Origin of the sequence: Phormidium sp. CCY1219 (assembly GCF_035615515.1) — a bacterium.
Classification (GTDB): Bacteria; Cyanobacteriota; Cyanobacteriia; order Cyanobacteriales; family Laspinemataceae; genus CCY1219.
The window spans coordinates 1-22,578 of the sequence record NZ_JAJENT010000570.1; the positions used below are offsets into that span (position 1 = coordinate 1).

Genomic DNA, 22,578 nt, shown 5'->3' on the forward strand with positions numbered 1-22,578 from the left:
GGGGGAGAACTCCTCCCTACGCATAAATGACGAGGGTTTCCGTTCTCCCCCTTACCAACCCTAATTTCTGATGAATCGGCAGAATGCCAACCCTAACGCAACCCATTTATATATGAAAGAGCATCCGATTACTGTCTTACTCATCGACGATCAGCCGATTATTGGTGAGGCGGTAAGCCGAATGCTAGCAACAGAAGAAGATATTATTTTTCACTATTGTAGCGATCCCATTGAAGGCATCAAACAAGCCAGCGAAATTTCTCCTACAGTAATCCTGCAAGATTTAGTCATGCCGGATATCGATGGCTTGCTATTACTGCGGTTTTTTCGCGCCAATGCTGCCACGCGAAATATTCCCACTATCGTCCTCTCGGTGAAAGAAGACCCGAAGCTGAAAGCCGATGCATTTGCCGTGGGCGCAAACGATTATTTAGTCAAACTGCCCGATGCGATCGAACTCATTGCCCGGATCCGCTACCATTCTCAAGCCTATATTAACTTACTGCAACGGGATGAAGCGTATCAAGCAGTACAGGAAAGCGAAAAACGCCTTCGCACCGTACTCGAAAATATGCCGGTCATGTTAACAGCTTTTGATGGGGATGGCAACATCATCGCTTGGAACCGCGAGTGCGAACGAGTCACCGGCTATACCGCCGAGGAAATGTTCGACAATCCCGAAATCCGAGAACAATTTTATCGCAGTTTGAGGCAAAGCAAATTTCAAAGCGATTTAACTGTTTTCGGTTCCTTGATGGCTACCGATCGCTTGCCCACCATCGAACACCTGCAAAAGTCCATTGGGGAAGAAGTCTCTCAACTGCAAACCCATTCTCACGCGCGGGAATTAGAAATCACTTGCAAAGATGGTAGCACGAAAACCATTGCTTGGTCAAATATTAGCGATCGCTTCCCCATTTCCGGCTGGGCAGGTTGGGGCATTGGGGTGGATATCACCGAACGCAAACAAGCGGAAATTGCCCAAGAACGAGAATACCAACAACTGCGGCAATTGATTAAAAATGCCCCGATCGCGATGGCAATGTTCGATAGCGAAATGCGCTTTTTAGCTTACAGCAATCAATGGCTCAGCGATCACAATTTAGAAGAACAACCCTTACTGGAACGCTCCTATTACGAAGTGTTCCCGGATTACAAACCGGAGTGGAAAGCCATTCACGAGCGAGGATTGCAGGGACAATTTATTTCCAGAAATGAAGATAGATGGCAACGCGATGATGGTTCGGTATTCTATTTTCGCTGGGCAGTTCAACCCTGGTATGTCAATCCCCTAACTCACGCCGAAAAAGAAGTCGTCGGTGGCATTATTATCGTTGCCGATCGCATCGATGAATTAGTCGAAACCCGAGAAGCTGCCTTAGAAGCTGCCCGCGCTAAGTCTCAGTTTCTCGCGAATATGAGTCACGAAATCCGCACGCCGATGAATGGCGTACTGGGAATGGCAGGGTTGCTCCTGGATACGGAACTGGCACCCAAACAACTAGAATATGCCCAAACCATTCGCACCAGTGCCAAGCATTTACTCAGTATTATTAATGATATCCTCGACTTCTCCAAACTCGAAGCCGGGGAAATGCATCTGGAAATTTTAGATTTTAATTTACACGATTGCGTTAAAGAGGTGGTTAATTTACTCACGCCTCAAGCGGAAGAAGAAGGACTCATCCTCCGGGTAAATTTTGACAATAACTTGCCCAAACTCGTGCAAGGAGATCCGAGTCGCTTGCGTCAGATATTACTAAATTTACTCAGTAATGCCATCAAATTTACGCCGTCGGGAGAAGTAAAAGTAGAAGCAAGCTTAGAGTCGCAAACCCCTCGCAGCGCCCGGGTGTATTTTGCAGTCATCGATACCGGAATTGGCATTTCTCCGTCAGCGCAAGACAAACTGTTTCAATCCTTTTCTCAGGTCGATCCTTCCACCAGCCGACAGTATGGTGGCACGGGTTTGGGATTGGCAATTTGCCAGCAGTTAGTCGAAGCGATGCATGGCAAAATTGGGGTGGAAAGTGAAGTTAATAAAGGCTCGAAGTTTTGGTTTACCCTGGAATTAAAAAAACAAGCCAATGCTCAGTCTTCTTCATCGGTTGGCGAAACGGAACGAGCATCGGTAACAACTGCACGTAAGGGCGATCGCGACCTCAATGCCGATCGCGCAGAACTGAAAATTTTAGTAGCTGAAGATAACCTCATCAATCAAACCGTAATCCTCAGTCAACTGGAAGCTTTGGGCTATCAGGCAGATTGCGTCACCAATGGGGTAGAAGCGCTGGAAAAACTCCACGCCGAAGATTACGATTTGGTGTTGATGGATTGCCAAATGCCGCAAATGGATGGCTATACCACTACTCGGGAATTGCGTCGTCGCGAGGCGCTTTCTTCTGGGGAAACGGTATCGGAAAAAACGGTGGTGATTGCTTTAACGGCAAATGCAATGAAAGCCGATCGCGAAAAGTGTTTGGCGGCGGGAATGGATGATTACTTGAGCAAACCTTTGGAACAAGAGGATTTAGCCCGAGTTCTCGAACACTGGATCCCGCAAAGTCAGCCCCCTGTTCCCTCAAAGTCTGAGGCGACAAGTGCCCCGGAAGCAAAAACCCGCGATCGGCAAGACACTGCCCCGGTGGCCCAAAACGGTACGGTACCCGCCAAAACTGACGCATCAGCTACAGATGAGGCGGATAAGAAGGAAAAAAATGCGATCGCCCCCGGGAGTTCCCCAGTAGATTTAGACCGTCTGCAAACCATCTCTCGCGGCAAAGTTAAGGTGCAAAAACAATTGCTGCAAATGTTTCTCGATACCGCCAATAAAGATTTAACTCCCTTAGAAAAGGCTATCCAATCAGAAGATTATTCGCAAGTGAAACATTACGCCCATCGTCTCAAAGGTTCTGCCGCAAACATGGGGGTACCCACTTTATCCGCACAAGCGAAGCAACTCGAAAAAATGGCCCGACAGCAAACTCTGGAAGGCGCAATGGATTTATTCGCATCTTTTCGAGAACTTCTCGAAGAAGTTCGGGTGTTTTTGGATACCGAATTAAGTGAATCTTAGGGGGAGTTTTTCATGCAGGATACCCGAAAAACCGGAAGCGAGTTGATAATAAGTTGCTGTAGAGACGCGATGATTAGCGTCTCTACGAAGTTTTGATAAACCACCTGATTTCTAATCCCTTTTAGGCAGATGTGGGATACTCCACGAGAGGGGGTTTTGCTTCTAATTCAGAAGGCGACAAATCGCCCACTGCATTTTGGCGCACTGGTAGTTCGATGAAAAATTCGGTTCCCTTTCCCAGTTGGGATTCGCATCGCAACACTCCGCCATGTTTTTCGACGATAATCTGATGGCTAATGGATAATCCCAATCCGGTGCCTTTTCCCACCGGTTTGGTGGTAAAAAAGGGGTGAAATATCTGTTGGTAAACCTCGGGTGGGATTCCAGAACCGCTATCGGCAATTCGCACCCTCACCAAATTGGGGGCGATCGCTTCGGTGTGAATGGAAATGGTCATTGGTTGTTGGTCATTGGGGGTTTGTCCTTGGTCATTTAAACCTGTTACTGATGACGAATGACCCGTGACGAATGACGAATGACTCTTGCCAAATGACTCTAGCGCATCGATCGCATTGCCAATCAGATTCACAAACACTTGATTAAGTTGTCCCGGATAGCATTCAATTTCTGGAAGTTCGCCGTAGTTTTGCACCAGGTTGATGTTATTTTTTTTCAGCCGATGTTGTAGAATTAATAGGCTACTATCGAGGCAGTCGTGAAGGTCGGCCAAGCTCATCTGCGCCTCATCTATGCGGGAGAAATTCCGCATATTATCGACAATTTCTTTGATGCGATCGACGCCGATTTTTAAAGAAGACATTAATTCGGGTAAATCTTCGCGAAGAAAATCTAAATCTATGGCTTCCTTAAATTCTTCAATTTCTGGATGGGAGGTTTTACAACTTTCTTGATAAAGTCGGACGAGTTCTAATAAGTCTTGGGTATATTGAGTTGCATGCACTAAATTCCCCCCGATAAAATTTACCGGGTTGTTGATTTCATGGGCGATGCCGGCAACTAATTGTCCGAGGGCAGACATTTTTTCCGCTTGCAGCAGTTGCGCTTGGGTTTGCTGTAGGTTGTTTACGGTTTCTGTGAGTTTCCTCGTCTTTTCCTCTACCCGATTTTCTAAGGTAGCGTGAAGCTGTGCCAATTCTTGATAAGCCGATCGCTGTTGCAAAAAATTATGATAGGCTTTAGAATGATAGCGCAGGCGAGCGACCAACTCGATTTTTTCCGGAAATTTCACTAAATAATCGCTAGCACCCAGTGCAAATGCTTCGGCTTTGCGTTGCGCTTCTTCCTGAGAAGAAAGAACCACGATCGGAATCTCGCGGGTTGCTGGATTGGCGCGCAAAAATTTCAATAACATCAACCCATCAATCTCGGGCAAGATTAAATCCAATAAAATTACCGTGGGCAACATCTCGATCGCCATCGGAATCGCGCGAAAGGGATCGTAACAGAAGTTGAAGGTAATGTTTTCTTCCGATTCTAACAGGCGCTTGAGAGACTCGGCGACAATCGGTTGGTCGTCAATGAGTAAAATATTAACGGGATTTTCTGTCCTGGATAAAGCGGTTTGAGGCGCTTTCGACGGACATGCTGTTTGCTTCTGTTTCATCGGTAGTATCCTCCCAGAAAGAAACAGAGGAGGTCGTTTTGGGTGAGTAAGGTTGGTGGGGGTACGAATGGGTGGGATAAGGGTTAAATAGATTCAAACAGCGTAACGAGGCTGGTATCAAGTCCGTTACGCGGGAGGGGAATGGGTGGGCTGGTGGCAAAGTGAATTTAACCCGCGTCACGCACCCTACAGAGGTGGAACTTGTCGAATGATTTGGGAATAAATGCAATGATAAACCCCCTTGCCAGGGGTTCACAGCGAAAACCGACTAAGCTCCAGGTTGGGCAATTTTTGATGACAATTGCCGAGATTCGATTCAGTGTTGGAGAGGTTAGATAGGGTTTTTGGCACTCTCTTTTTTCTAGCACGGTCAGTTAAGCCATGTCAATCCGTAGTTTAACTGAAAATTCAGGCCAAATTTGGTGAATCGATCGCAATCAATTGGTAACTTTGGCGATCGCCGATCCTGGGGAGGGTTTTGGCGAAGCAAGCGCCTGTCAGGAGTTTGGCGCGATCGCCTGTCCGGGAGTTGTTAGCAAATGTTAATTCCTGTAAAGTTATTTTAATTTTGCTAAACATTTTCCCCGCCCAATCTCGCGCCGGATTGTAGGCATTGACCTGCTACATCCAGGTCCGGGAAGCGATCGCGTGGGGAATTTCGGCGATACCCACCCTACGCCCTAAGAATTGGTAGGAAAAAACCTGACTCAATCACTTTACCGCAATGACACAAGCGCGGGGCTAAGCGGTGGCAATTTCCCGTAGCTGAGGTGAAGGCGATCGCTCGGTAGAGGAACACAAGTGGGTAATATTATTGTGTCGCAGGGGAATGGCGATCGTAAATTCAGTTCCTTCTCCGGGGGTGGACTCGCAGTGCAACGATCCCTTATGCTTGTCCACCACAATTTGGTAGCTAATCGATAATCCCAATCCGGTTCCTTTGCCCACCTCTTTTGTAGTAAAAAACGGATTAAAAATCCGCTTTAGATGTTCCGGTGCAATACCACACCCATTATCGGCAATTCGGATAGCAACAACATTGCCGTCGATGACTTCTGTGCGAATGCGAATGGTCATTTGTCCTTGGTTGTTGGTCATTTGTATTTGGTTGTTGGTCATTTGTCCTTTGTCATTGGTCATTTGTCCTTTGTTGTTAGAGGTTGATTGTGGATCGCTGACCGATGACGAATGACTATTGACCGATGACGAATGACTATCAACCGATGACTCTACTGCATCGATCGCATTTGTCAGAATATTCAGAAAGACTTGATTGAGGGAGCCGGCGTCGCATTCTACCGTTGGCAAATCTGCATAGTCTTTGACCAATTGGATGTTGGTGTGGTGCAAGCGGTGTTGCAAAATTTGCAGGGTACTCTCGATGCCTTCGTGGAGATTTACGGGTTTAATTTTCGATTCGTCAAAGCGAGAGAAGGAGCGTAAATTTTCAACAATTTGGCGGATGCGATCGCTTCCTGCTTGCATGGAAGACATAATTTTGGGCAAGTCTTGGCGAATAAATTCTACATCGATTTCTTCGTGCAGCGCTTCAATTTCGGGGGTAGGATTGGGGTAAGTTTCTTGATACAGTTGAATCAGGTCTAATAAATCGCGGGTATATTCGGTGGAATGGGCCACATTTCCGGCGATAAAACTAATCGGATTGTTAATTTCGTGGGCAATTCCTGCCACCATTTGTCCCAAACCGGACATTTTTTCCCGATGCACTAATTTGGCTTGAGTTTGTTTGAGATGGTCTAACACCTCTTCCAATTGGCGAGTGCGTTGTGCCACCCGTCGTTCTAATTCTTGATTGTACTGGCGAATCAATTCGGCTTCGTGGCGTTGGCGAAAGTTCAGATAGGCGGTGGAGTGATAGCGAACTCGCGCGATGAACTCGATTTGATGCGGCAGTTTGACTAAATAATCATTCGCGCCGTTAGCGAAGGCTTCGGCTTTTTGGGTGGGGTTTTCTTGGGTGGAAAGGACGATAATGGGAATGTGACGGGTGGCTGGATTAGCGCGAAAAAAGCGCAACAACATCAACCCGTCAATCTCGGGCATGACTAAATCTTGTAAAATCACCGTCGGTTGAATTTCGGTCGCCATCTCTACGGCGCGAGTCGGATCGCTACAGTAATGCACCTGGATGTCGGTTTCGGTAGCCAACAAGCGGCGCACGGCTTCTCCAACAATCGGGCGATCGTCCACGATCAAAACCGAAACGGGTTCCTGTTTCATATCCGAGAGGGATTGGGGGGTAAAATGCCTTTGGCGATCGCCTGTGGGTTGGTTAACGCTTTTCATAAATTTATTAAAGTTTTTTACCTTAATTCCCAGGTTTGTTTTTCCCATTTTGACCTGTCTCATTTCGCGAAATGATAGTGTTTTGTGGACTGTTTCAGCGCATCAGCGTTCGGGGTCAAGTTGCGGAGTAATTCATGGCTCAGTCACTTGAGTCCCTTAACTGAATTATCCACTGAAGTGGGGGTTTTGTCATCTCTCCCGAGACTGACCCCCGCTATTTTTGGGGGAAAGAGGATTGCTGTTGGTGGTCATTGGTCATTGGTCATTGGTCATTGGTCATTGGTCATTTGTCATTTGTTGGGGGCATTCGTCATTTCTGATGGGAGTTGAGGGTGGAGCACGATCGCCTGGAGCTGGATTTGCGGTAGAGCGATCGAGAAACAGCGGGAAAGGTTCCCAAAATTATCGCGAAATTTTAATCTTTTTCTGACTAAAAATTAAGCGGGATGAAATCCTTTAAGTTTGGCAGTTTGAATTTTTGGATTATAACACATTAATTGTATCCGGGGGGGGGGAAAGTAAAAAAGGGGAGAAAAACTGCTGTCATCGCGGTGGAGAGAGCAGACCCGTGAATGGGTTCAAACAAACGGGGACAAACGGGTTAAGAGAGCGGTACGCAAAAAGAGAGAAAGAATCGACTAAAGGGATAGAATTGCGATCGCGAAGGGCTTATAATTCCAGGAGGGTAGAAGCGATCTCATCCAGGGAGAGTACCTGAGTTGCGGCACCCAAATCCACGGCGGCTTTTGGCATGCCATAGACCACACAGCTTTTCGGGTCTTGGGCAATGGTATGCCATCCGGCACCCTGAAGCAACTGCAAACCCGCCGCCCCATCTTTTCCCATCCCGGTGAGCAGGATTGCTACCCCAGTGGTGGGCCAATTTTGGGCCAAACTGGAGAAAAACACATCCACCGAGGGTCGGTAGGGATTATTTTGGGGGTCTGGGGTATATCCCAGGGTGAGGTTAGAGCGCAAGATCAGGTGGTCATTCGTCGCCGCGACGAGGACTTTACCGGCTTTAAACTTGTTGCCGGCGATCGCCAATTCCACGGGCAAATGGCACTGATAGTGCAACCACTGAACCAAACTGGGGGAGAATTGAACGTCGATATGCTGAACGATCGCCACGGCGGCGGGGAAACTTTTGGGTAATTGAGATAAAATCGTGGCGATCGCGCGCGGACCGCCGGTAGAAGCGCCGATCGCCACCAAGGGTGGAGTGTTACTCTGTTTGGTATGTTGTTTGACCCAAGAAATCCCGCGTTTTTGTGGGGGGGCTGATTTTCCCAGAAGCTTGGCAAGAGTAGAAATTTTTTCTAGCAGACTTTGCGATCCGCGAGTATATCCGCAAGTGCCAAGAATCGGGGTAACGACCACATCAAGCGCCCCATAACCGAGGGCTTCAAACACTTTTGGCAGATGGGCGTTGATACTTGCCGTCACCAACAAAATGGCGCAGGGATGATGAAGCATAATCTGACGAGTTGCCTCCACTCCATCCATCACCGGCATCAACAAATCCATTAAAATAACGTCGGGGCGATCGGCGGCACATTTGGCCACTGCTTCTGCCCCATCGCGCGCTACCCAAACCAGTTTGTAGTGCGGAACTTGCATCAAGACGCGCCGCAATGCTTCCACTGCAAGCTGCATGTCATTAACAATTGCAATTTTCATTCAAGTTTTTAACGAACAATCGATTATTAATTCCGACAGTTTTATTATATCAGTAGACATGACCGCTCGTTCCTTGTCAGCCTTCGGGAGTAAAGTTTTCCATAAAAATTGCCCGATTTTTTATCCGGGATGAGCCTTGCCAATGGTGTCTAGGACTGCCTTTAAAAATGTATCGTCATGGAAACTGCTTTTGGTTAAATAATAGTTTGCTCCGGCTTCCAAGCCTTGAATGCGGTCTTCTTCGCGGTCTTTATAGGAGACGATAATCACCGGAATCGACTTCAATTTCGGATGAGTCTTGATTTGGTTGACCAATTCGATGCCATTCATGCGCGGCATATCCACATCGCTGATAATCAAATCGTAAGGGGTGGTACGCGCCGCATTCCAGGCATCCATGCCATTGACTGCCACTTGGACATCATAGCCATTGTTTTCGAGTAACTTGCGTTCCATTTCGCGCACGGTAATCGAATCATCCACCACCAGGATGCGCTTGCGGGGTGGGGCTTTGTGTGGGTGTTTCTTGGCGCGGGTGTAGCTCAATCCGCCGTTAGTGAGGAGGCGATCGATGGATTGCACCAAGTCTTCCACATCGACGATCAGCACGGGAGAACCATCTTCCATGAGCGCGGCGGCGCTAATATCGCGGACTTTGCCCAGACGGGGGTCTAAGGGGCGGACCACCAAATCCCGTTCCCCGAGAAAGCGATCGACGATCAGTCCATATTGGGTGAAGCGATCGCTGAGGACGAGAACCGATAAGGTATCGGATTCGCTGTCACTTTCTGGCAGATCGAGCACTTGATGGGCCGCGACCAAGCCGATATTGCGATCGTCGAGGGTAAAATAATGGCGATTTTCGGCCACAAAGATGTCGCTTCTGGAAACCCGCAAAATGCGATCGATGCGCGTCAGGGGAAACGCATAGGGTTCCTCGGCAATCTCGACTAACAAAGTGCGAATTACCGATAAGGTCAAGGGCAATTGCAAGTGAAAGGTCATGCCTTTGCCCGGATCCGAGTGCGCGCGCAGGAAGCCGCCCACTTCCTGAACCATGCTTTTGGCGATATCCAATCCAAACCCGCGTCCGGAAATTTCCGTTACCTCGTCGAGGGTGGAAAATCGGGGTAAAAAGAGAAATTCCATCAGTTCGGTTTCGCTGAGTTGATTGGCCATATCCGGTGCGACCAATCCCTTAGCGATCGCGGTTTGGCGAAGGGTATCTAACTCGATTCCGCGACCATCATCGCAAACCAGAATCGATAACATGCCGCCGCGATGTGCGGCTTCCACTCGCACTTTTCCTTCTGTCGGTTTACCTTTGGCTACCCGCTCTTCCGGGGGTTCGATGCCATGCGCGATCGCATTTCGCAGGATGTGAGTGAGAGGCGCTTCCAGTTTTTCCAAGATATCGCGATCGACCGGGGTAGATTTGCCGATAATTTCCAGCCGAACTTGCTTGTTGAGCTGTTTGCCCAAATCGCGCATCATCCGGGGAAATCCTTGCACTCCTTCGGTAAAAGGGCGCATGTGACTGTCAATCACTTCCCGATAAAGGCGATCGGAAAGATTGGCAAATCGACGGGAAAATAATTCGAGCTCGTTGATGCGAGCGCTTAACAATTCCCGACAATCTGCTTCGATAGTTAGGGCGCGATCGAGATAATCTCGGGTGATTTTATGCTGGGGTATATCCTCCATCGAGTTCTGTAATTTTTGCAGGGTTTTTGAGAGTTCTAACTGATGGCTTTTGAGTTTGAGTAAGGAATCGGCAAAAGGTTCGAGCCAATTGGCTTCGATCAGGGATTCTCCCGCCAATCCCATCAATCGATTCAGGTTTTCGGCGCTCAAGCGCACCACGCGATCGCCGCTTTGCGGTGCTTCTGGCGGGGTTTGCTGAACCGGAATGGGCGGTTTCGCGGGGGAGACGGGTGCTTGCGGGGCGATCGCTCCCGGTGGCGGTGATTCTTCTGCTGGGGAATCCTCCACGGTGGCGGTTGGGGCGGGTGACGCCGGTTGACGATCCTCGGGGGGCGACGGGGTTTCTGGGGGGGTTTTCCCGCGCGATTCGGCGGCGATCGCTTGAATGGCGCTTTCCACCCGTTCGATCTCTGAGTGATGTTGCGACAGCCACTCTTCTAAGTTCTCTTCTTTTACTTGGCTGATGCGTTGCAGCAAATCCACTCCCTCGAGCAAGCGATCGATGTGGTGATTTTCTAATGCGATCGCTCCTTCTTGCGCGGCGACAAAGCAATCCTCCATCACGTGGGCGATGTTCACCGCCGCATTAATTTGCACGATGCGCGCCGCACCTTTAATCGAATGCGCCCCCCGCATTAACGCTTCCAATTCTTTATCCGGTTGCTGTTGATTTTCCAGCGCTAATAGGTTTTCATTTAAAATTGCCGCTTGGGTTTCTACCTCCATGCCGAATAAATCCAGCATGGAAAAATTGCTCAGATCCGATTCTCCGTTGGTCACAACGTCCTCCGTTTCACGCTAGAAAATACCCGTTCGTAGTCTAAACAATTCACTTTTTTATTTTGCCATTGAATTATTGCTTGTGTATAAGCATCGGTGGATTTCGACAGCACTGCTGGTACTTCTTGGAATCTTTTCACATCCAATCGATGAATTCCATCGATTTCATCTACGGGAAAGACCCAGGGATTTCCTTGGATTTCTACCACCACCATCCGCGAATAGACAATCGGACTCATTTGGGGTTTCGGGGTGGCTGAATTTTTTTTGGCGGATTGGGTTTCCACGCCGAGAAAATTGTGCATCGAAATGCAGGTGAGGATTTCGCCGCGAATATTCACCAATCCCAATAAAATCTCGTTGCTGCGATGTGGGAGGGTGTGAATCGCACAAGGAGGCGTCACTTCTTTGAAGGTAAATGCCGGGAGTGCCAACCATTCGATTCCCAGGCGAAAGATAGCCACCGAAACGGTCTTTTCTGCTTCGACTGGGGTGGTGGTAAGTTGCGAGGGTAAGGTTTTAGCTTGCAGTTCCTCCGTGACGGTTTCTTCGCGCACTAATTCGGTCCACTCTTCGCGATAACCCGCTGGCGCTTCGCGATCGAGCAAACTGCGCCCCCCTTGGGAATACACCGGGCAGTTGTGGCAATGAATGAAGCGTTCCAATTCCGGGCAACTGCGATCGCCCCCTATACCGATTTCGTTCCAGCATTCTTGTCCCATCGCTTGAGTCTTGTCATTGGTCAATTGTCATTGGTCATTTGTTATTGGTCATTGGTCAATTGTCATTGGTCATTTGTTATTGGTCAATTGTTATTGGTCATTGGTCAATTGTCATTGGTCAATTGTTATTGGTCATTGGTCAATTGTCATTGGTGGTTCATTTTTTATGACTATCTGAGTCAGCTTTGCACTTTGAAAAAAGAGATTTCTCGTTGCAAGCTTTGTGCGGCTTCATTCAATTGCTCGATTGCTTGATTGGTATCCCGGAGAGATTGAGCGGTTTGGCGGGATGCTTCGCTTAATTGAACCATTGCATCGCTAATTTGTTGCGCGCCCACGGATTGGTCTTCCATGCCTTTACTAACGGCATCAAAGCGGGGGTTAAGACTTTGAACTTGCTCGATAATTTGGGCGAGTTGGCCGCTAATTTTGCGAACGTCTTCCACACTGCGGGTCACTTCTTTAGTAAATTTATCCATTTCCATCACCCCGGTGGAAACGGCAGATTGCATGTCTTTCACCATGCTTTCAATATCCAAAGTTGCCACAGCGGTTTGGTCGGCGAGGCGGCGAATTTCGCGGGCGACTACGGCAAACCCGGTGCCATATTCTCCCGCTTTTTCCGCTTCAATTGCGGCATTGAGGGAGAGTAAATTGGTGCGATCGGCCACTTTGGTGATAGTCGTGACAACGCTATTGATGTTATTGGCTTTTTCGCTAATTACCCCGAGTTTGCCGGATATAGAACTGGTGGCTTCGGCAAGCTGACGCATGGTGGTTTCCATGCGAACGATATCTTTTTGGCCGCTACCGGCGGCGATCGCGGTGGTTCCGGCTAAATCGCTGACTTGATCCATCGTTTTGACCAATTCACCAGAAGTTGCCGCAATTTCTTTTGCCGTTGCTACCACTTGATTGGTGGAGGCCACTTGTTCGGTGACGGTGGCTTCTAACTCTTTCCCCGAAGCGGCAATTTGCGTGGTGGAACTGGTAATTTGAATGCCAGAATGTTGCACCTGACGGATCAGGGAATTGAGTTTGCGCGTCATGTTAAAAAAAGCGGTGGTTAATCGCCCGATTTCGTCTTTAGAATCGGTGACTGGAACCGGGGTGGTGAGATCTCCCGCCGAGATTTTTTCAGCCACTCTAACCACGCCGACAATTTTAGCGCCTAGGGGTTTGGCGATGGTATTGCTAAAGTACACCCCAAATACAATCGCCGTTACCGGACCGACAATCGTGCCGAGAATTACCCCAAAGCGGCTCAGGGTAACGTCCGCATCAGCCGCAAGGGTGGCATCGCTTGCTTCTTGCTGATTGTAGAGAATGACTTGTTCGAGTGCTTCTTCGGCGGCTTTATAGGCGGGAGCTTTTTGATTTATGGTTTGCTCGTTGATTTCATCGAGGATGGCGGCGGCGGCTTGTGCGGCGGCCATTTCTGGGGAATCTTCGCGATCGGCTCTGAGTAACTGTGCCTGCACTTCCCAAGGTTGAAGGATATCGTATTCTTCAAATTCTTCGTTGAGTTCGAGAAATTCCTGATGATATCTCATCCAGGTATTCCATTTGTCTCGGAAATCTTCGTAGCGTTGGATTTCTTCGGGTTTTTTGTCAATGGTTTCGTATTCCCCCAAAACCTCTTGAACCAGTTGTTGGGAACGCTCAATGCGTTCTATCGCTTCGTCTCTTTGGTCGGGGGGCGTGCGGGGATTGAGCAACAATCGCTCGGCGGATTGAATTTGAGTTTGGGCTTCATTGATTTTCCACAGGGCGATCGCGCTGGGCATGGCATTGTCGCTAATTGTTTTAATGTGTCGGATCAGCTTGGAATTCCCGAACCACCCTACATACCCAACGCACAATACAATAAACCCCATAAATAAAAAAGCAGCGAGCATTCGCTTTTGTAAGGACATATTTTGAAACATATGTTGATGTATTCTCCTTCGTCCGAGTCTGATGTTTGGTTTGGTTTGGGAGGGTACAGGCGCGCGGGATCCGGTGCCGAATGCCTTATTCACCCTGCAATTTTAGCAGTCTCGCGATCCGCTGTCGGATGCCAGAAGCGCTGGCTATTTCTCCTTGATGTTCTTTGAGTAAAGCCAGATGCAGCAGTGCGTCTACATGGTTGGGGTCGAGGTAAATCGCTTTTTGGAAAGATTGCTCGGCGAGTTCCTCATGCCCTGCGGCTCCTTGTACTTCTCCTAATAATACATAAGCGTCGGCATCGGTGCGATTTTGACGCAGATAAGTTTCGCAGAGGTGGGCGGCTTCATGCAAGCGACCGTTATCGGCGAGATTTCTGGCGCTGTCGAGTAAAGACTCTGGCGTGGGGTTGGGGGTGGGTGCGGGTTTTTCGGCGACGGGGGAATAGGAGATTGGTGGAGGGGCGATCGCCACCGGAGGCGCTGCTTGGGCGCTGATTTTCCGGTTTTCGGCGCGATCGCCTCTGGGATCGGCTTTGCGGTACACCCAGGTCATGGGATGGCGCAAGGAGATGAATCGCCCGCTGAGGGCGCTGACTTCTGCCGATCCGACAAATAGCAGACCCGTTGGGGCTAATAAGCGCTCTAAAATTTGCACGGCCCGCTGACGGGCTTCCACGTCGAAATAGATTAACAAATTGCGGCAAAAAATGATATCGTAGGGGGGATTGTTGTAGAGAAACAGCGGGTTGAGTAGATTGCCGTGAATAAAATTCACCGATTTGCGAACCTGTGGGGACAAGTGATAGCCCTCTGGAGTTTCCCAGCCATAGCGATCGCGAAAGGAAATATTTTGGCCGCGAAATGAATTCTTTCGATAGACCCCGCGCTTGGCTTTTTGGAGGGCTTGTTTGCTAATATCTACTGCATCGATGTGAAAGTTTTGTACTCGTAAAGCGGCATCGAGTAAAGTGATGGCAATGGAAAAGGGTTCTTCTCCGGTAGAACAGGGGATGCTCAACACGCGCAGGGCGCGGTGGGAGTGGTGGGGAATCCATTCAAAGATGACGTAATGACGCAGATAATTAAAGGCTTCTTCGTTGCGAAAAAACCAGGTTTCCGGGACGACCACTGATTCGATCAGGGCTTCCATTTCTCGCGGGCAACGGTACAATTGCTGCAGATAGTTTCGGCGATCGGTGATGTCGGCTGATTTCATGCGCTGGTTCACTGCAGTGGCGATCGCCCGCGGCCCCAAGGTTTCGGGATTCAAACCGATTTTGTTTCTCAGCAGGGTTTCGATTTCGTCGTGTATCATCGTGCTTAGCTCTCCGAGGCGGGTAATAAGAATGCTTCGACTTGCTCGGATAATAAGCGATCGATTTCGATTCGCTGGATGGTTCCTTGTTCGTCTATCATTATTTCGCCGAAATATGCCGCCTCATCCAGTTGAAATCCCGGAGTAACGAACTCCGTTTCTGGACGATCTAAGGTATCGGAAATCCGTTCGGCCATCAAACCTAATAGGTGGGGCGTATTATTTTTCCCCGGGTAGTGGACGATAATGATGCGAGTGCTTAGGGCATGACGACAGGGATTCCCTTGAATTAAATGGCACAGATCGATAACGGGTACGATCGCCCCTCGGTAGTTAAACAATCCCGCCACATATTCGGGGGCGTGGTGCAATGTTGTGAGGGTGACGCGGGGAATAATCTCCACCACCTGAGAACACTTCAGGGCAAAACGATCCTCCCCGACATAGAAAAGCAGCATTAACATCGTTGAACTCCAGATCCCGAGTGCAGTGCGCCGCGATTCCTTTTGCGGATAAGGCGGTGACTGTCTCGATCCTAGCGTTTATTTTCCAGGCATGACCCACGGATTGCCTTCCGAACCCTGTAGGGTGAGCATTGTCCCCATAAATCACTTAAGTTAGTAGACGGGCATTCCCCATCACTACTTATTATCACTTATATTTCCCCCTTTCTCGGTTAATTTGTGGGGTAAGTCGGGGGAGTCGTACCGCATCGCGCCTAAAACAAATGAATGTGGGTAATTTTTCTTGTAGAGACGCCGATAAGAGCGCATCTCTCCGACAATTCCCAGAGAATCAAGCTAGATGTGGTAGGAAGGTAGGCAGTACCCCCGGCTTATCACTTAAGTGATAAGCCGGGGGGAAGAAATGTTTCACCCGGCATTTGATGTCAAGCCATTAGACTTTAGGCAGATAGCCTTTTGCTTCTAGATATTCCAGAACCTTAGCGACGCTTTGGGGTTCGCTTTCGAGGTCAGTGTGACAATTGACATCTGGATTTTCCGGTTCTTGATAAGGGTCGTCAATGCCGGTAAAATTCTTGATTTCTCCTGCCCGTGCTTTTTTGTAAAGCCCCTTTACATCGCGGTCTTCGCAGACTTTCAGGGGAGCATTAACGAAGACTTGTACGAAATCGCCGATGCGGTTGCGAACTTCTTCGCGAATTTCACGGTAAGGAGAAATGGCGGACACCAAAACGATGACGCCATTGCGGGTGAGAAGATGGGAAACGAAACCAATGCGGCGAATATTTTCGTCACGGTCTTCTTTGCTAAACCCCAGTCCTTTGGTGAGGTTTTGACGGACGATATCCCCATCGAGGATTTCCACGAGACATCCGCGCGATCGCAGTTGTTTTTCTACCCCTCGGCTAATCGTGGTCTTGCCTGCACCGCTAAGACCCGTAAACCACACCGTGACACCACGCTGTTGCATTTTGACTTAACTCCCGATACTTTCCAATTAACAACGACTACAGTTTTTGTAAAGACCCCGATCGAGCTTTACGATTGTACAGTTATTTGTCCCTTTTTCACTCTTCCGGTATCCATTCCACCGAGGGACTCATTTTTTCCATAATGGGGGTCAGAGAGTGAGAACCATTGACCATAATGTTCTCCACTCCCCGGTCGATCCAGCTTTGAAGGTAAGGCTGTAAGCGAACCTCTTCCACATGGGTTTCCACCGGGATTCCCGCCTCAGCACACTGACTTTCGACGGATTCCAAAATGTCGGCAGCTAAGGCGCGGTAGCCTCCCAACATGCTTTCTTGCAAGCTGCGCCGCGATCCGATTCCGAGCCATCCACTTTCCCCTAAATCGCGCATCAGGGTATCCAGGTCTTCTGGGTCGATCGCGAAGACCACCTTTAACGGGCGATGGGTTTGCTGTGCTTGGGTGAGGGCCTTGTCCAGTGCGGTTTCGTAGGCGTAGGGGTTGGTCAAAATTAAGAGCAAAAATTGTGTTTTTGAACCGGTCATCCTACCACCTCAATCCCACCAAAGGCCAATAAAGCTTGCTCATGGCTAAAAACAGAGATAATCCTATCAGATCGAGCCAGATTCCCCAGCGTAACACGGCGAGGGGGCGGACGTAGCCACTGCTGACCGCGATCGCGATCGCCGGGGTACTCACGGGTAGCATAAATCCCAACCCCGCCGGAATCACCACCCCCAAGCTCATCGCCCGGGGATCGATGCCGTATTCCTGAGCCAGAGCCAGTGCTACGGGAAGAATCACCGCCACAGCAGCCGCATTGCTCATAAATTCCGTCATAGCCAAGGAGATGAAAACCACGGTGGCGAAAATCAGGATCGGCCAGTTAATGCCGGAACCGAGGAGCCATTGGGTGAGTCCAGCCGCCGCACCGGTATTGCTCAGTGCGGCAGACAGGGCGATCGCGCTGCCATACATCAAAAAAATACCCCAGTTCACATCTTCCTCCACTTCCTGCCAATGGGCAACCCCGAGGAGAAAGGCTAACGAGACGCCTAAAAACGCCACGCTATCGAGACCCCAGGCGTCACCGGCAAACACCCACAAGGCGATCGTCAACAGCATGATGCAGGCGGTTTTCACTTCCCGACGCGAGATGCTACCCAGTTGTTGGTTGCGCCTTTCCAAAAACCGCCGCGCCGCTTTCAAGGACACTTTTTCTCCTTGTCCCATTTTTTGCAATAGCCCATAGGCGACGAACAACAGCACCAGCACCAAGGGAATGGTCCAAATGGTCCATTCTAAAAAATTAATGCTCTGACCGGTGGTATTTTGCAAAATTCCCAGGGCTAACGGGCCTCTCGCGCCGCCGAGTAAGGTGGTGTTCGAGCCGATCACTACTCCCCACGCCAGGGAGAGAAATGCGGCCAAACCAAAGCTTCCGCCCGGTTTGCCACCAGCGGCGCGTACCACTTCAAGCACGATCGGAAACAACATGGCGGCCACCGCATGGGCGCTGATGGTACAGGACATTAAGGCGGCTAACCCCAAGATGGAGGCTAACAAGGTTCGCTGACTGTGGCCAAATCGGGAAACTACGGCGAGGGCGATGCGGGTGCTGAGTCCCGATCGCATGATGGGACTGGCTAAAATCAAGGCTCCGAGAATGAAGAATACCGCCCGGTTGCCGAAGTAGGAGTAGGTATCGGCGTGGGAAATGGCTCCGCTAAAGGGGAGCAAGAATAAGATGATGATGGCGGTGACTGGGAGGGGCAGGGTGTTGGTACCCCATAAGAATGCCGCTACGCCAAAGACGGCGAGCGATCGCCGCGCCGCTTCCTCAAATCCGGGCAAGGGCACCACCATCACCAGGGCGTAAATGGCCACCGCTACCAGATAGCCGATCCAGCGGCGTTTCCCTTGGGAAAACCGCCACAACGCTCTCATGCTTTCTAAAATCATCCCAAAATGCTGTTTTCTGATGCCCATGCTGGTGTCACAAACTTTGCACAACTGCAATCGGTCTCGATCGCTCTTGTTTTGCGCCGATCCTCGGCGGCGATCGCCTGCGCCGATCCTCAGCGTTTTCACGCGCAGCACCCGCTGTCAGACTGAAGCATTCGCGATCGTCTCTTTTCGCTTCACGCCGGAGAACTCAGCTCACAGAAGCATTCATTATAAATGAACTCTGCTGCATTTTACCCTTAATCCCCATAAATTCGGTCGGGAAACCGGATATTTTTCTACCGTCAATAAAATACCAGGGTTGCCACCCTTGGCGGGTCTGGGTTTTGGGGGCTGGAGAACTATCCAGGGCAGGCAGAATGCAAAGAAAGGTTAACCGTTCCCCTCCACTCCCCCTCCCCCGTGCCATAATTGAAGCCATCGGAGAAAAAAATTCGCCCCCTCACGAGTGAGGGGCACTGAATTCGTCATTCGTCCTACGGGGGAAGCTTACGGGAGGATCGGGTCAATGTCTCAGTTTCGTCTCAACCAACGCGCTTTTGATATTCTGCATGCGGAGGTGGAAAAATGCGCCACTGAGGATCAAGCCGGCCAAGTGCAACGGAATATGGCGTTGAAGCGATTGGACAAACTGCGCCAGCAAACCGGCCAAAGTGCCTCGCAAGAAGAACTTTACGAGATTGTTAAGGATATTTATCCCAATTTTAGCCCGCAGGTGTTGCAAGCGGCGGCTAAGGCGAATCGTCCCCCGAGTGGATTGAGTCGTCTCAAATGGATACCGGTGGGGGCGATCGGTCTGGCGGGTGCGATTTGGCTGCTGAATTTACCTTATCCGATGATTCGCCGACCGGTGGCGAAGACGATGCCGATGGTGCTGCTACCGAGTTATTTGAGTATGGATTATCACTATCGGGAGGCGATTTCTCAGGTGGAACAAGCCGACCAATTGGTGAATAATGCTACGAGTGCGGCAGATTTTGAGTTGGGGTTGCAGAAGGTTCAGGCGGCAAATGAGCATTTGCAACATCTGCCGGTGTGGTTTTTGGGATATTATCCGCAGCGGTATTGCACGTTGTTTGGCTGTAGTTGGCAGTTCACTTTGGATGAGTTTGAGGGGGCGCGCAAATCGGTGGCGCGGATGGAGGCGAAGATATTTCAGGAACAAAATGCGCTGTTGGGTCTGAGGGAAGCAGAGGAAGCACTGGAGGCGGCAAAACGGGAGTACGAAACGGCGACAACGTTGACAGAAAAGCAAGGGGCGATCGCGGCATGGCTTTCGGCGATCGACCGCTTAGAAGAAATCCCGACGGCGACTCTGGCGGGTGGGCAAACGCGCCCCAAACTGCAAGCGGCGAAGCGGGATTTTCAGCAGGTGGCAGGGTCGGCAGAAGCGAGTTTGCGAACCACAACCTTGATTGAGGCGGCGAAAAAGTTTGCGATGCTCGCGGCGATCGCGTCTCAGGATCCGCCGCATTCGGAAGGGAAATGGAAGCAGGTGGTTTCTCTGTGGAGTGAGGCGATCGCGCGACTGGAAAAAGTCGGCGAGTCTGACCCGGGTTATCTCGACGCGCAAACTAAGCTGGCGGAGTATCGGGGGAATTTGGCTACGGTGAAGGTTCGCTTAGCCGCACAACGGGATTCGGTGGTTGCACTCGATCGCGCGAAAGATGCGATCGCGTCTTGGCAAGCTTTAGCGACAACCACAAATCCGGACAACCCCAACTGGGGAAGACTCGGGGCGGATCTCCAAAAAATTATCAATCAGTTGGAAAAAGTTCAACCGGGCACCACGGTGACCCAAGAGGCGCAAGAGTTATTAACATTTGCCCGGGAGAAACAAAAAGAAATTCAGGCCAAGGCTCAGTGAATGTAGAGTCAGTAGGGGTTAAGTGATTTCACATAAAAACCTAGATTAAGTGAGTATCACTTCAATGTTCGTCCCCCGCCGATCGCTTCGGGGAGGAGGACAGGGGTGCCCGTGACGGCAAACCGCAGACATTTTGTCAAAGAAAAAAGTCCCCGGATGGGGACGAAGGTGGGTTAAAGGAGAGAATTTATTCACCCATCATATTTTCTTCGGTCTGTGCTTCTGGCGGCACGATACGCACATCCATCTTCACGTCGTTGACGCCGAGAATTTCTTTGGCTAAAGGTTCGATGGTATTGTATTCTTTTTCGTTGGGAACGGTGCCGACAATTGTTACCGTTCCAGTGTCGTCCGCTTGTACCGCTAGCTTACCGCGCGGAATATTTGCTTCTAATTTACTGCGAACTTCGCTTTCGAGATCGCTTTCGGCTCTTTCTTGTTGGTCGCCGTATATATCGTTTCGTTGTTCTCGGGCGCGAATGTCACTGTTAAGTTGCGCTTGACGGACGTTATCATCGGCATCTTCGAGGGTTTCTTCCACTTGCGCGGGTTGTTCTGCCGTGTCTTCTACACTATCGGGAGCATCTCCACTGGTTTGGGCAACGTTGCAAGCACTCGCCCCAAACATGACGAGAATACCGAGTAAAAATGGCGTCAGCTTTTTCATAATTTGATTCCTCAATGAGTGTGACTTTTGCAGGGTTTATGTATGGCGATCGCTTGCAGGGCATTCGTCCCGGGATTTTCGCCCACCACTCAGGGTTGAATCTATCCTAAGTGACGATAATTTGGGATGATTCGTGGGTTTGGGAAAGCGGTGAGCGACCGCATTTGCCGGATGAATTTTGCTGAGGCGATCGCGGTTTCTAAAGATTACCGGGTTTTCTTATGATGATGTTCGCTGCGATCGACCACTGTCATTACGTCGTCGCTGTAAACCACGTCTTCTTTTTCTTCGCGAACCACTTCTTTTTCTTCGCGAACCACTTCTTTTTCGCGATCGATGACAGGTTCTTCATCCACCACTCGGGTTTCGCGACGAACCACTTCATTTTGAGGATGAACCTGAGTGGCGGTGGTTCCGGTGGCTTCTGGGGCTTCGTAAATTCCCCACTCTTCGATACCGCGACGCTGGACGATTTCTTCCGCACGATGGATTTCATCGTCGGTGCCTTCGATGATGATTAAATAATCGCCTTGGGCGACGCGATCGTTATAAATTTTGGCTTGTTTTTCGGGGATTCCCAACCCCACTAAGGCACCAACCAAACCGCCTGCAGCGGCACCAATGGCACCACCAGAAATCGTGGTGGCTAGGGCGGTAGCCGTGGCACCGGCTAACATCACCGGCCCAATTCCGGGAATGGCGAGGGCACCTAAACCCACGAGTAATCCGCCCAGGGTTCCGAGGGCACCACCAGTGGCGGCACCCACCGCTGCGCCTTCATCGGCTTTGTTTCCTTTGCGTTCGGTTTCGATGTCAGCGCCGAGGGGGGTTTCGGTATCTTTGGCAATCACCGAAACGCGCTCCATTGGGAAGTGGTTGTCTTTTAATTCTTCTAATGCGCCTCTGGCATTTTCCAGATCGGGAAATACACCTACGGCTCGTTTGAGATGTCGGACAGCCATCTTTCCTCCTGTTGTGAAAATCGTTATAGTTAAGGAATTACAGCACATTCGGGCTGTATTACACTTTCCATTACATCATTTGGGATGGCAAACTTCATCCCTCTATGGGTGTAAGTTTTCTGTCTGGAGGTGTAACTTTTTTCTGCCGCCTATTTTTTCTTCTCATTTCTTCCGGAGAAATGAATTAAAGCAGCTACGAATTTCCCTACAGCCAGGGGGAGGCGATCGGGTTGCTTCTTCTATGCTGGCTAAGGTTTATATGGGCGCACCATTGCAATTACCCATCCTTTCCCAAAGCTCGCGAAATATTTATCTAAATTATCTATAACCTGAATTAAATGTCCCATAAATCATCAATTGTTTGGTCGTCCAACTAGGTTTTAGTATTGAGTGTTGCAATAGAATATAAAGCACAGCAATTGTAAAATAATTCCCGTACACACAATGAAGACAGATCCAATATTTTATCGCTTGTTCAAACAACAACCGAGCAGTTTTTTTGAGCTGACCGGGGGTGAGGCGTCAGAAGCGCAGCAGTATGAATTCGC

17 protein-coding genes are annotated in these 22,578 nt (G+C 49.7%); 3 read left to right on the top strand and 14 right to left on the bottom strand.

Annotated elements, in window-relative coordinates; genetic code table 11:
• The first annotated feature begins 70 nt into the window (after positions 1 to 70).
• Positions 71 to 3,076 (top strand): response regulator, encoded by a 3,006-nt coding sequence (locus LKK83_RS15790; protein ID WP_324632179.1) that lies wholly within the window; start codon positions 71 to 73, stop codon positions 3,074 to 3,076.
• A 121-nt stretch (positions 3,077 to 3,197) separates the two neighbouring features.
• On the opposite strand, the gene LKK83_RS15795 is transcribed toward LKK83_RS15790, so the two are convergent.
• The 12 genes from LKK83_RS15795 to LKK83_RS15850 all read right to left on the bottom strand — a co-directional run bounded on the left by LKK83_RS15795 (position 3,198) and on the right by LKK83_RS15850 (position 18,660).
• Positions 3,198 to 4,700, bottom strand: a complete 1,503-nt coding sequence (locus tag LKK83_RS15795; protein WP_324632180.1) for an ATP-binding protein — start codon at positions 4,698 to 4,700, stop codon at positions 3,198 to 3,200.
• Positions 4,701 to 5,108: 408 nt separating this feature from the next.
• A complete protein-coding gene (locus tag LKK83_RS15800; protein ID WP_324632181.1) occupies positions 5,109 to 5,279 on the bottom strand; it encodes a hypothetical protein in 171 nt (56 codons plus the stop codon).
• A gap of 162 nt (positions 5,280 to 5,441) precedes the next feature.
• A complete protein-coding gene (locus LKK83_RS15805) occupies positions 5,442 to 7,007 on the bottom strand; it encodes a hybrid sensor histidine kinase/response regulator (RefSeq protein ID WP_324632182.1) in 1,566 nt (521 codons plus the stop codon).
• 669 nt (positions 7,008 to 7,676) lie between these two features.
• The gene (locus LKK83_RS15810; RefSeq protein ID WP_324632184.1) at positions 7,677 to 8,687 is read right to left on the bottom strand and encodes a chemotaxis response regulator protein-glutamate methylesterase; all 1,011 of its coding nucleotides are present in this window, start codon (positions 8,685 to 8,687) and stop codon (positions 7,677 to 7,679) included.
• A 120-nt stretch (positions 8,688 to 8,807) separates the two neighbouring features.
• A complete protein-coding gene (locus tag LKK83_RS15815) occupies positions 8,808 to 11,171 on the bottom strand; it encodes a hybrid sensor histidine kinase/response regulator (protein WP_324632185.1) in 2,364 nt (787 codons plus the stop codon).
• The gene (locus LKK83_RS15820; protein WP_324632186.1) at positions 11,168 to 11,917 is read right to left on the bottom strand and encodes a chemotaxis protein CheW; all 750 of its coding nucleotides are present in this window, start codon (positions 11,915 to 11,917) and stop codon (positions 11,168 to 11,170) included. Before LKK83_RS15820 ends, LKK83_RS15815 begins: the two co-directional genes overlap by 4 nt.
• Before the next feature lie 155 nt (positions 11,918 to 12,072).
• A complete protein-coding gene (locus tag LKK83_RS15825; RefSeq protein WP_324632187.1) occupies positions 12,073 to 13,821 on the bottom strand; it encodes a methyl-accepting chemotaxis protein in 1,749 nt (582 codons plus the stop codon).
• 85 nt (positions 13,822 to 13,906) lie between these two features.
• Positions 13,907 to 15,136, bottom strand: coding sequence for a CheR family methyltransferase (locus LKK83_RS15830; protein WP_324632188.1), 1,230 nt, complete (start codon positions 15,134 to 15,136; stop codon positions 13,907 to 13,909).
• Between the two features lie 5 nt (positions 15,137 to 15,141).
• Entirely contained in the window at positions 15,142 to 15,600 is a 459-nt protein-coding gene (locus LKK83_RS15835) for a chemotaxis protein CheW (protein ID WP_324632189.1), read from the bottom strand.
• Positions 15,601 to 16,033: 433 nt separating this feature from the next.
• A complete protein-coding gene (gene cysC, locus LKK83_RS15840) occupies positions 16,034 to 16,570 on the bottom strand; it encodes an adenylyl-sulfate kinase (RefSeq protein WP_324632190.1) in 537 nt (178 codons plus the stop codon).
• A 97-nt stretch (positions 16,571 to 16,667) separates the two neighbouring features.
• Positions 16,668 to 17,114 carry a hypothetical protein gene (locus tag LKK83_RS15845; protein WP_324632191.1) on the bottom strand — a complete coding sequence of 149 codons (447 nt, stop codon included), beginning with the start codon at positions 17,112 to 17,114 and terminating at the stop codon, positions 16,668 to 16,670.
• A 1-nt stretch (position 17,115) separates the two neighbouring features.
• Positions 17,116 to 18,660, bottom strand: a complete 1,545-nt coding sequence (locus tag LKK83_RS15850; protein ID WP_324632192.1) for an SLC13 family permease — start codon at positions 18,658 to 18,660, stop codon at positions 17,116 to 17,118.
• Between the two features lie 382 nt (positions 18,661 to 19,042).
• On the opposite strand from LKK83_RS15850, the gene LKK83_RS15855 reads away from it, so the two are divergent.
• Positions 19,043 to 20,401 (top strand): hypothetical protein, encoded by a 1,359-nt coding sequence (locus tag LKK83_RS15855; RefSeq protein WP_324632193.1) that lies wholly within the window; start codon positions 19,043 to 19,045, stop codon positions 20,399 to 20,401.
• A gap of 187 nt (positions 20,402 to 20,588) precedes the next feature.
• Here LKK83_RS15855 and LKK83_RS15860 read toward each other — a convergent pair whose 3' ends face one another.
• Both LKK83_RS15860 and LKK83_RS15865 read right to left on the bottom strand, forming a co-directional pair.
• The gene (locus tag LKK83_RS15860) at positions 20,589 to 21,068 is read right to left on the bottom strand and encodes a BON domain-containing protein (RefSeq protein WP_324632194.1); all 480 of its coding nucleotides are present in this window, start codon (positions 21,066 to 21,068) and stop codon (positions 20,589 to 20,591) included.
• A gap of 206 nt (positions 21,069 to 21,274) precedes the next feature.
• On the bottom strand, positions 21,275 to 22,030 hold the full coding sequence (locus LKK83_RS15865) for a DUF1269 domain-containing protein (RefSeq protein ID WP_324632195.1): 756 nt from the start codon (positions 22,028 to 22,030) through the stop codon (positions 21,275 to 21,277).
• A gap of 444 nt (positions 22,031 to 22,474) precedes the next feature.
• Here LKK83_RS15865 and LKK83_RS15870 point away from each other — a divergent pair.
• The coding region (locus LKK83_RS15870) for a DUF2887 domain-containing protein (RefSeq protein WP_324632196.1) at positions 22,475 to 22,578 on the top strand (104 nt) is incomplete at its 3' end.

Coding starts and splice junctions, on each gene's coding strand:
- cysC (WP_324632190.1), bottom strand. CDS start 16,570: ATGCAACAGCGTGGTGTCACGGTGTGGTTTACGGGTCTTAGCGGTGCA.
- LKK83_RS15810 (WP_324632184.1), bottom strand. CDS start 8,687: ATGAAAATTGCAATTGTTAATGACATGCAGCTTGCAGTGGAAGCATTG.
- LKK83_RS15825 (WP_324632187.1), bottom strand. CDS start 13,821: ATGTTTCAAAATATGTCCTTACAAAAGCGAATGCTCGCTGCTTTTTTA.
- LKK83_RS15865 (WP_324632195.1), bottom strand. CDS start 22,030: ATGGCTGTCCGACATCTCAAACGAGCCGTAGGTGTATTTCCCGATCTG.
- LKK83_RS15795 (WP_324632180.1), bottom strand. CDS start 4,700: ATGAAACAGAAGCAAACAGCATGTCCGTCGAAAGCGCCTCAAACCGCT.
- LKK83_RS15830 (WP_324632188.1), bottom strand. CDS start 15,136: ATGATACACGACGAAATCGAAACCCTGCTGAGAAACAAAATCGGTTTG.
- LKK83_RS15800 (WP_324632181.1), bottom strand. CDS start 5,279: ATGTTTAGCAAAATTAAAATAACTTTACAGGAATTAACATTTGCTAAC.
- LKK83_RS15805 (WP_324632182.1), bottom strand. CDS start 7,007: ATGAAAAGCGTTAACCAACCCACAGGCGATCGCCAAAGGCATTTTACC.
- LKK83_RS15855 (WP_324632193.1), top strand. CDS start 19,043: ATGTCTCAGTTTCGTCTCAACCAACGCGCTTTTGATATTCTGCATGCG.
- LKK83_RS15860 (WP_324632194.1), bottom strand. CDS start 21,068: ATGAAAAAGCTGACGCCATTTTTACTCGGTATTCTCGTCATGTTTGGG.
- LKK83_RS15790 (WP_324632179.1), top strand. CDS start 71: ATGAATCGGCAGAATGCCAACCCTAACGCAACCCATTTATATATGAAA.
- LKK83_RS15845 (WP_324632191.1), bottom strand. CDS start 17,114: ATGACCGGTTCAAAAACACAATTTTTGCTCTTAATTTTGACCAACCCC.
- LKK83_RS15835 (WP_324632189.1), bottom strand. CDS start 15,600: ATGTTAATGCTGCTTTTCTATGTCGGGGAGGATCGTTTTGCCCTGAAG.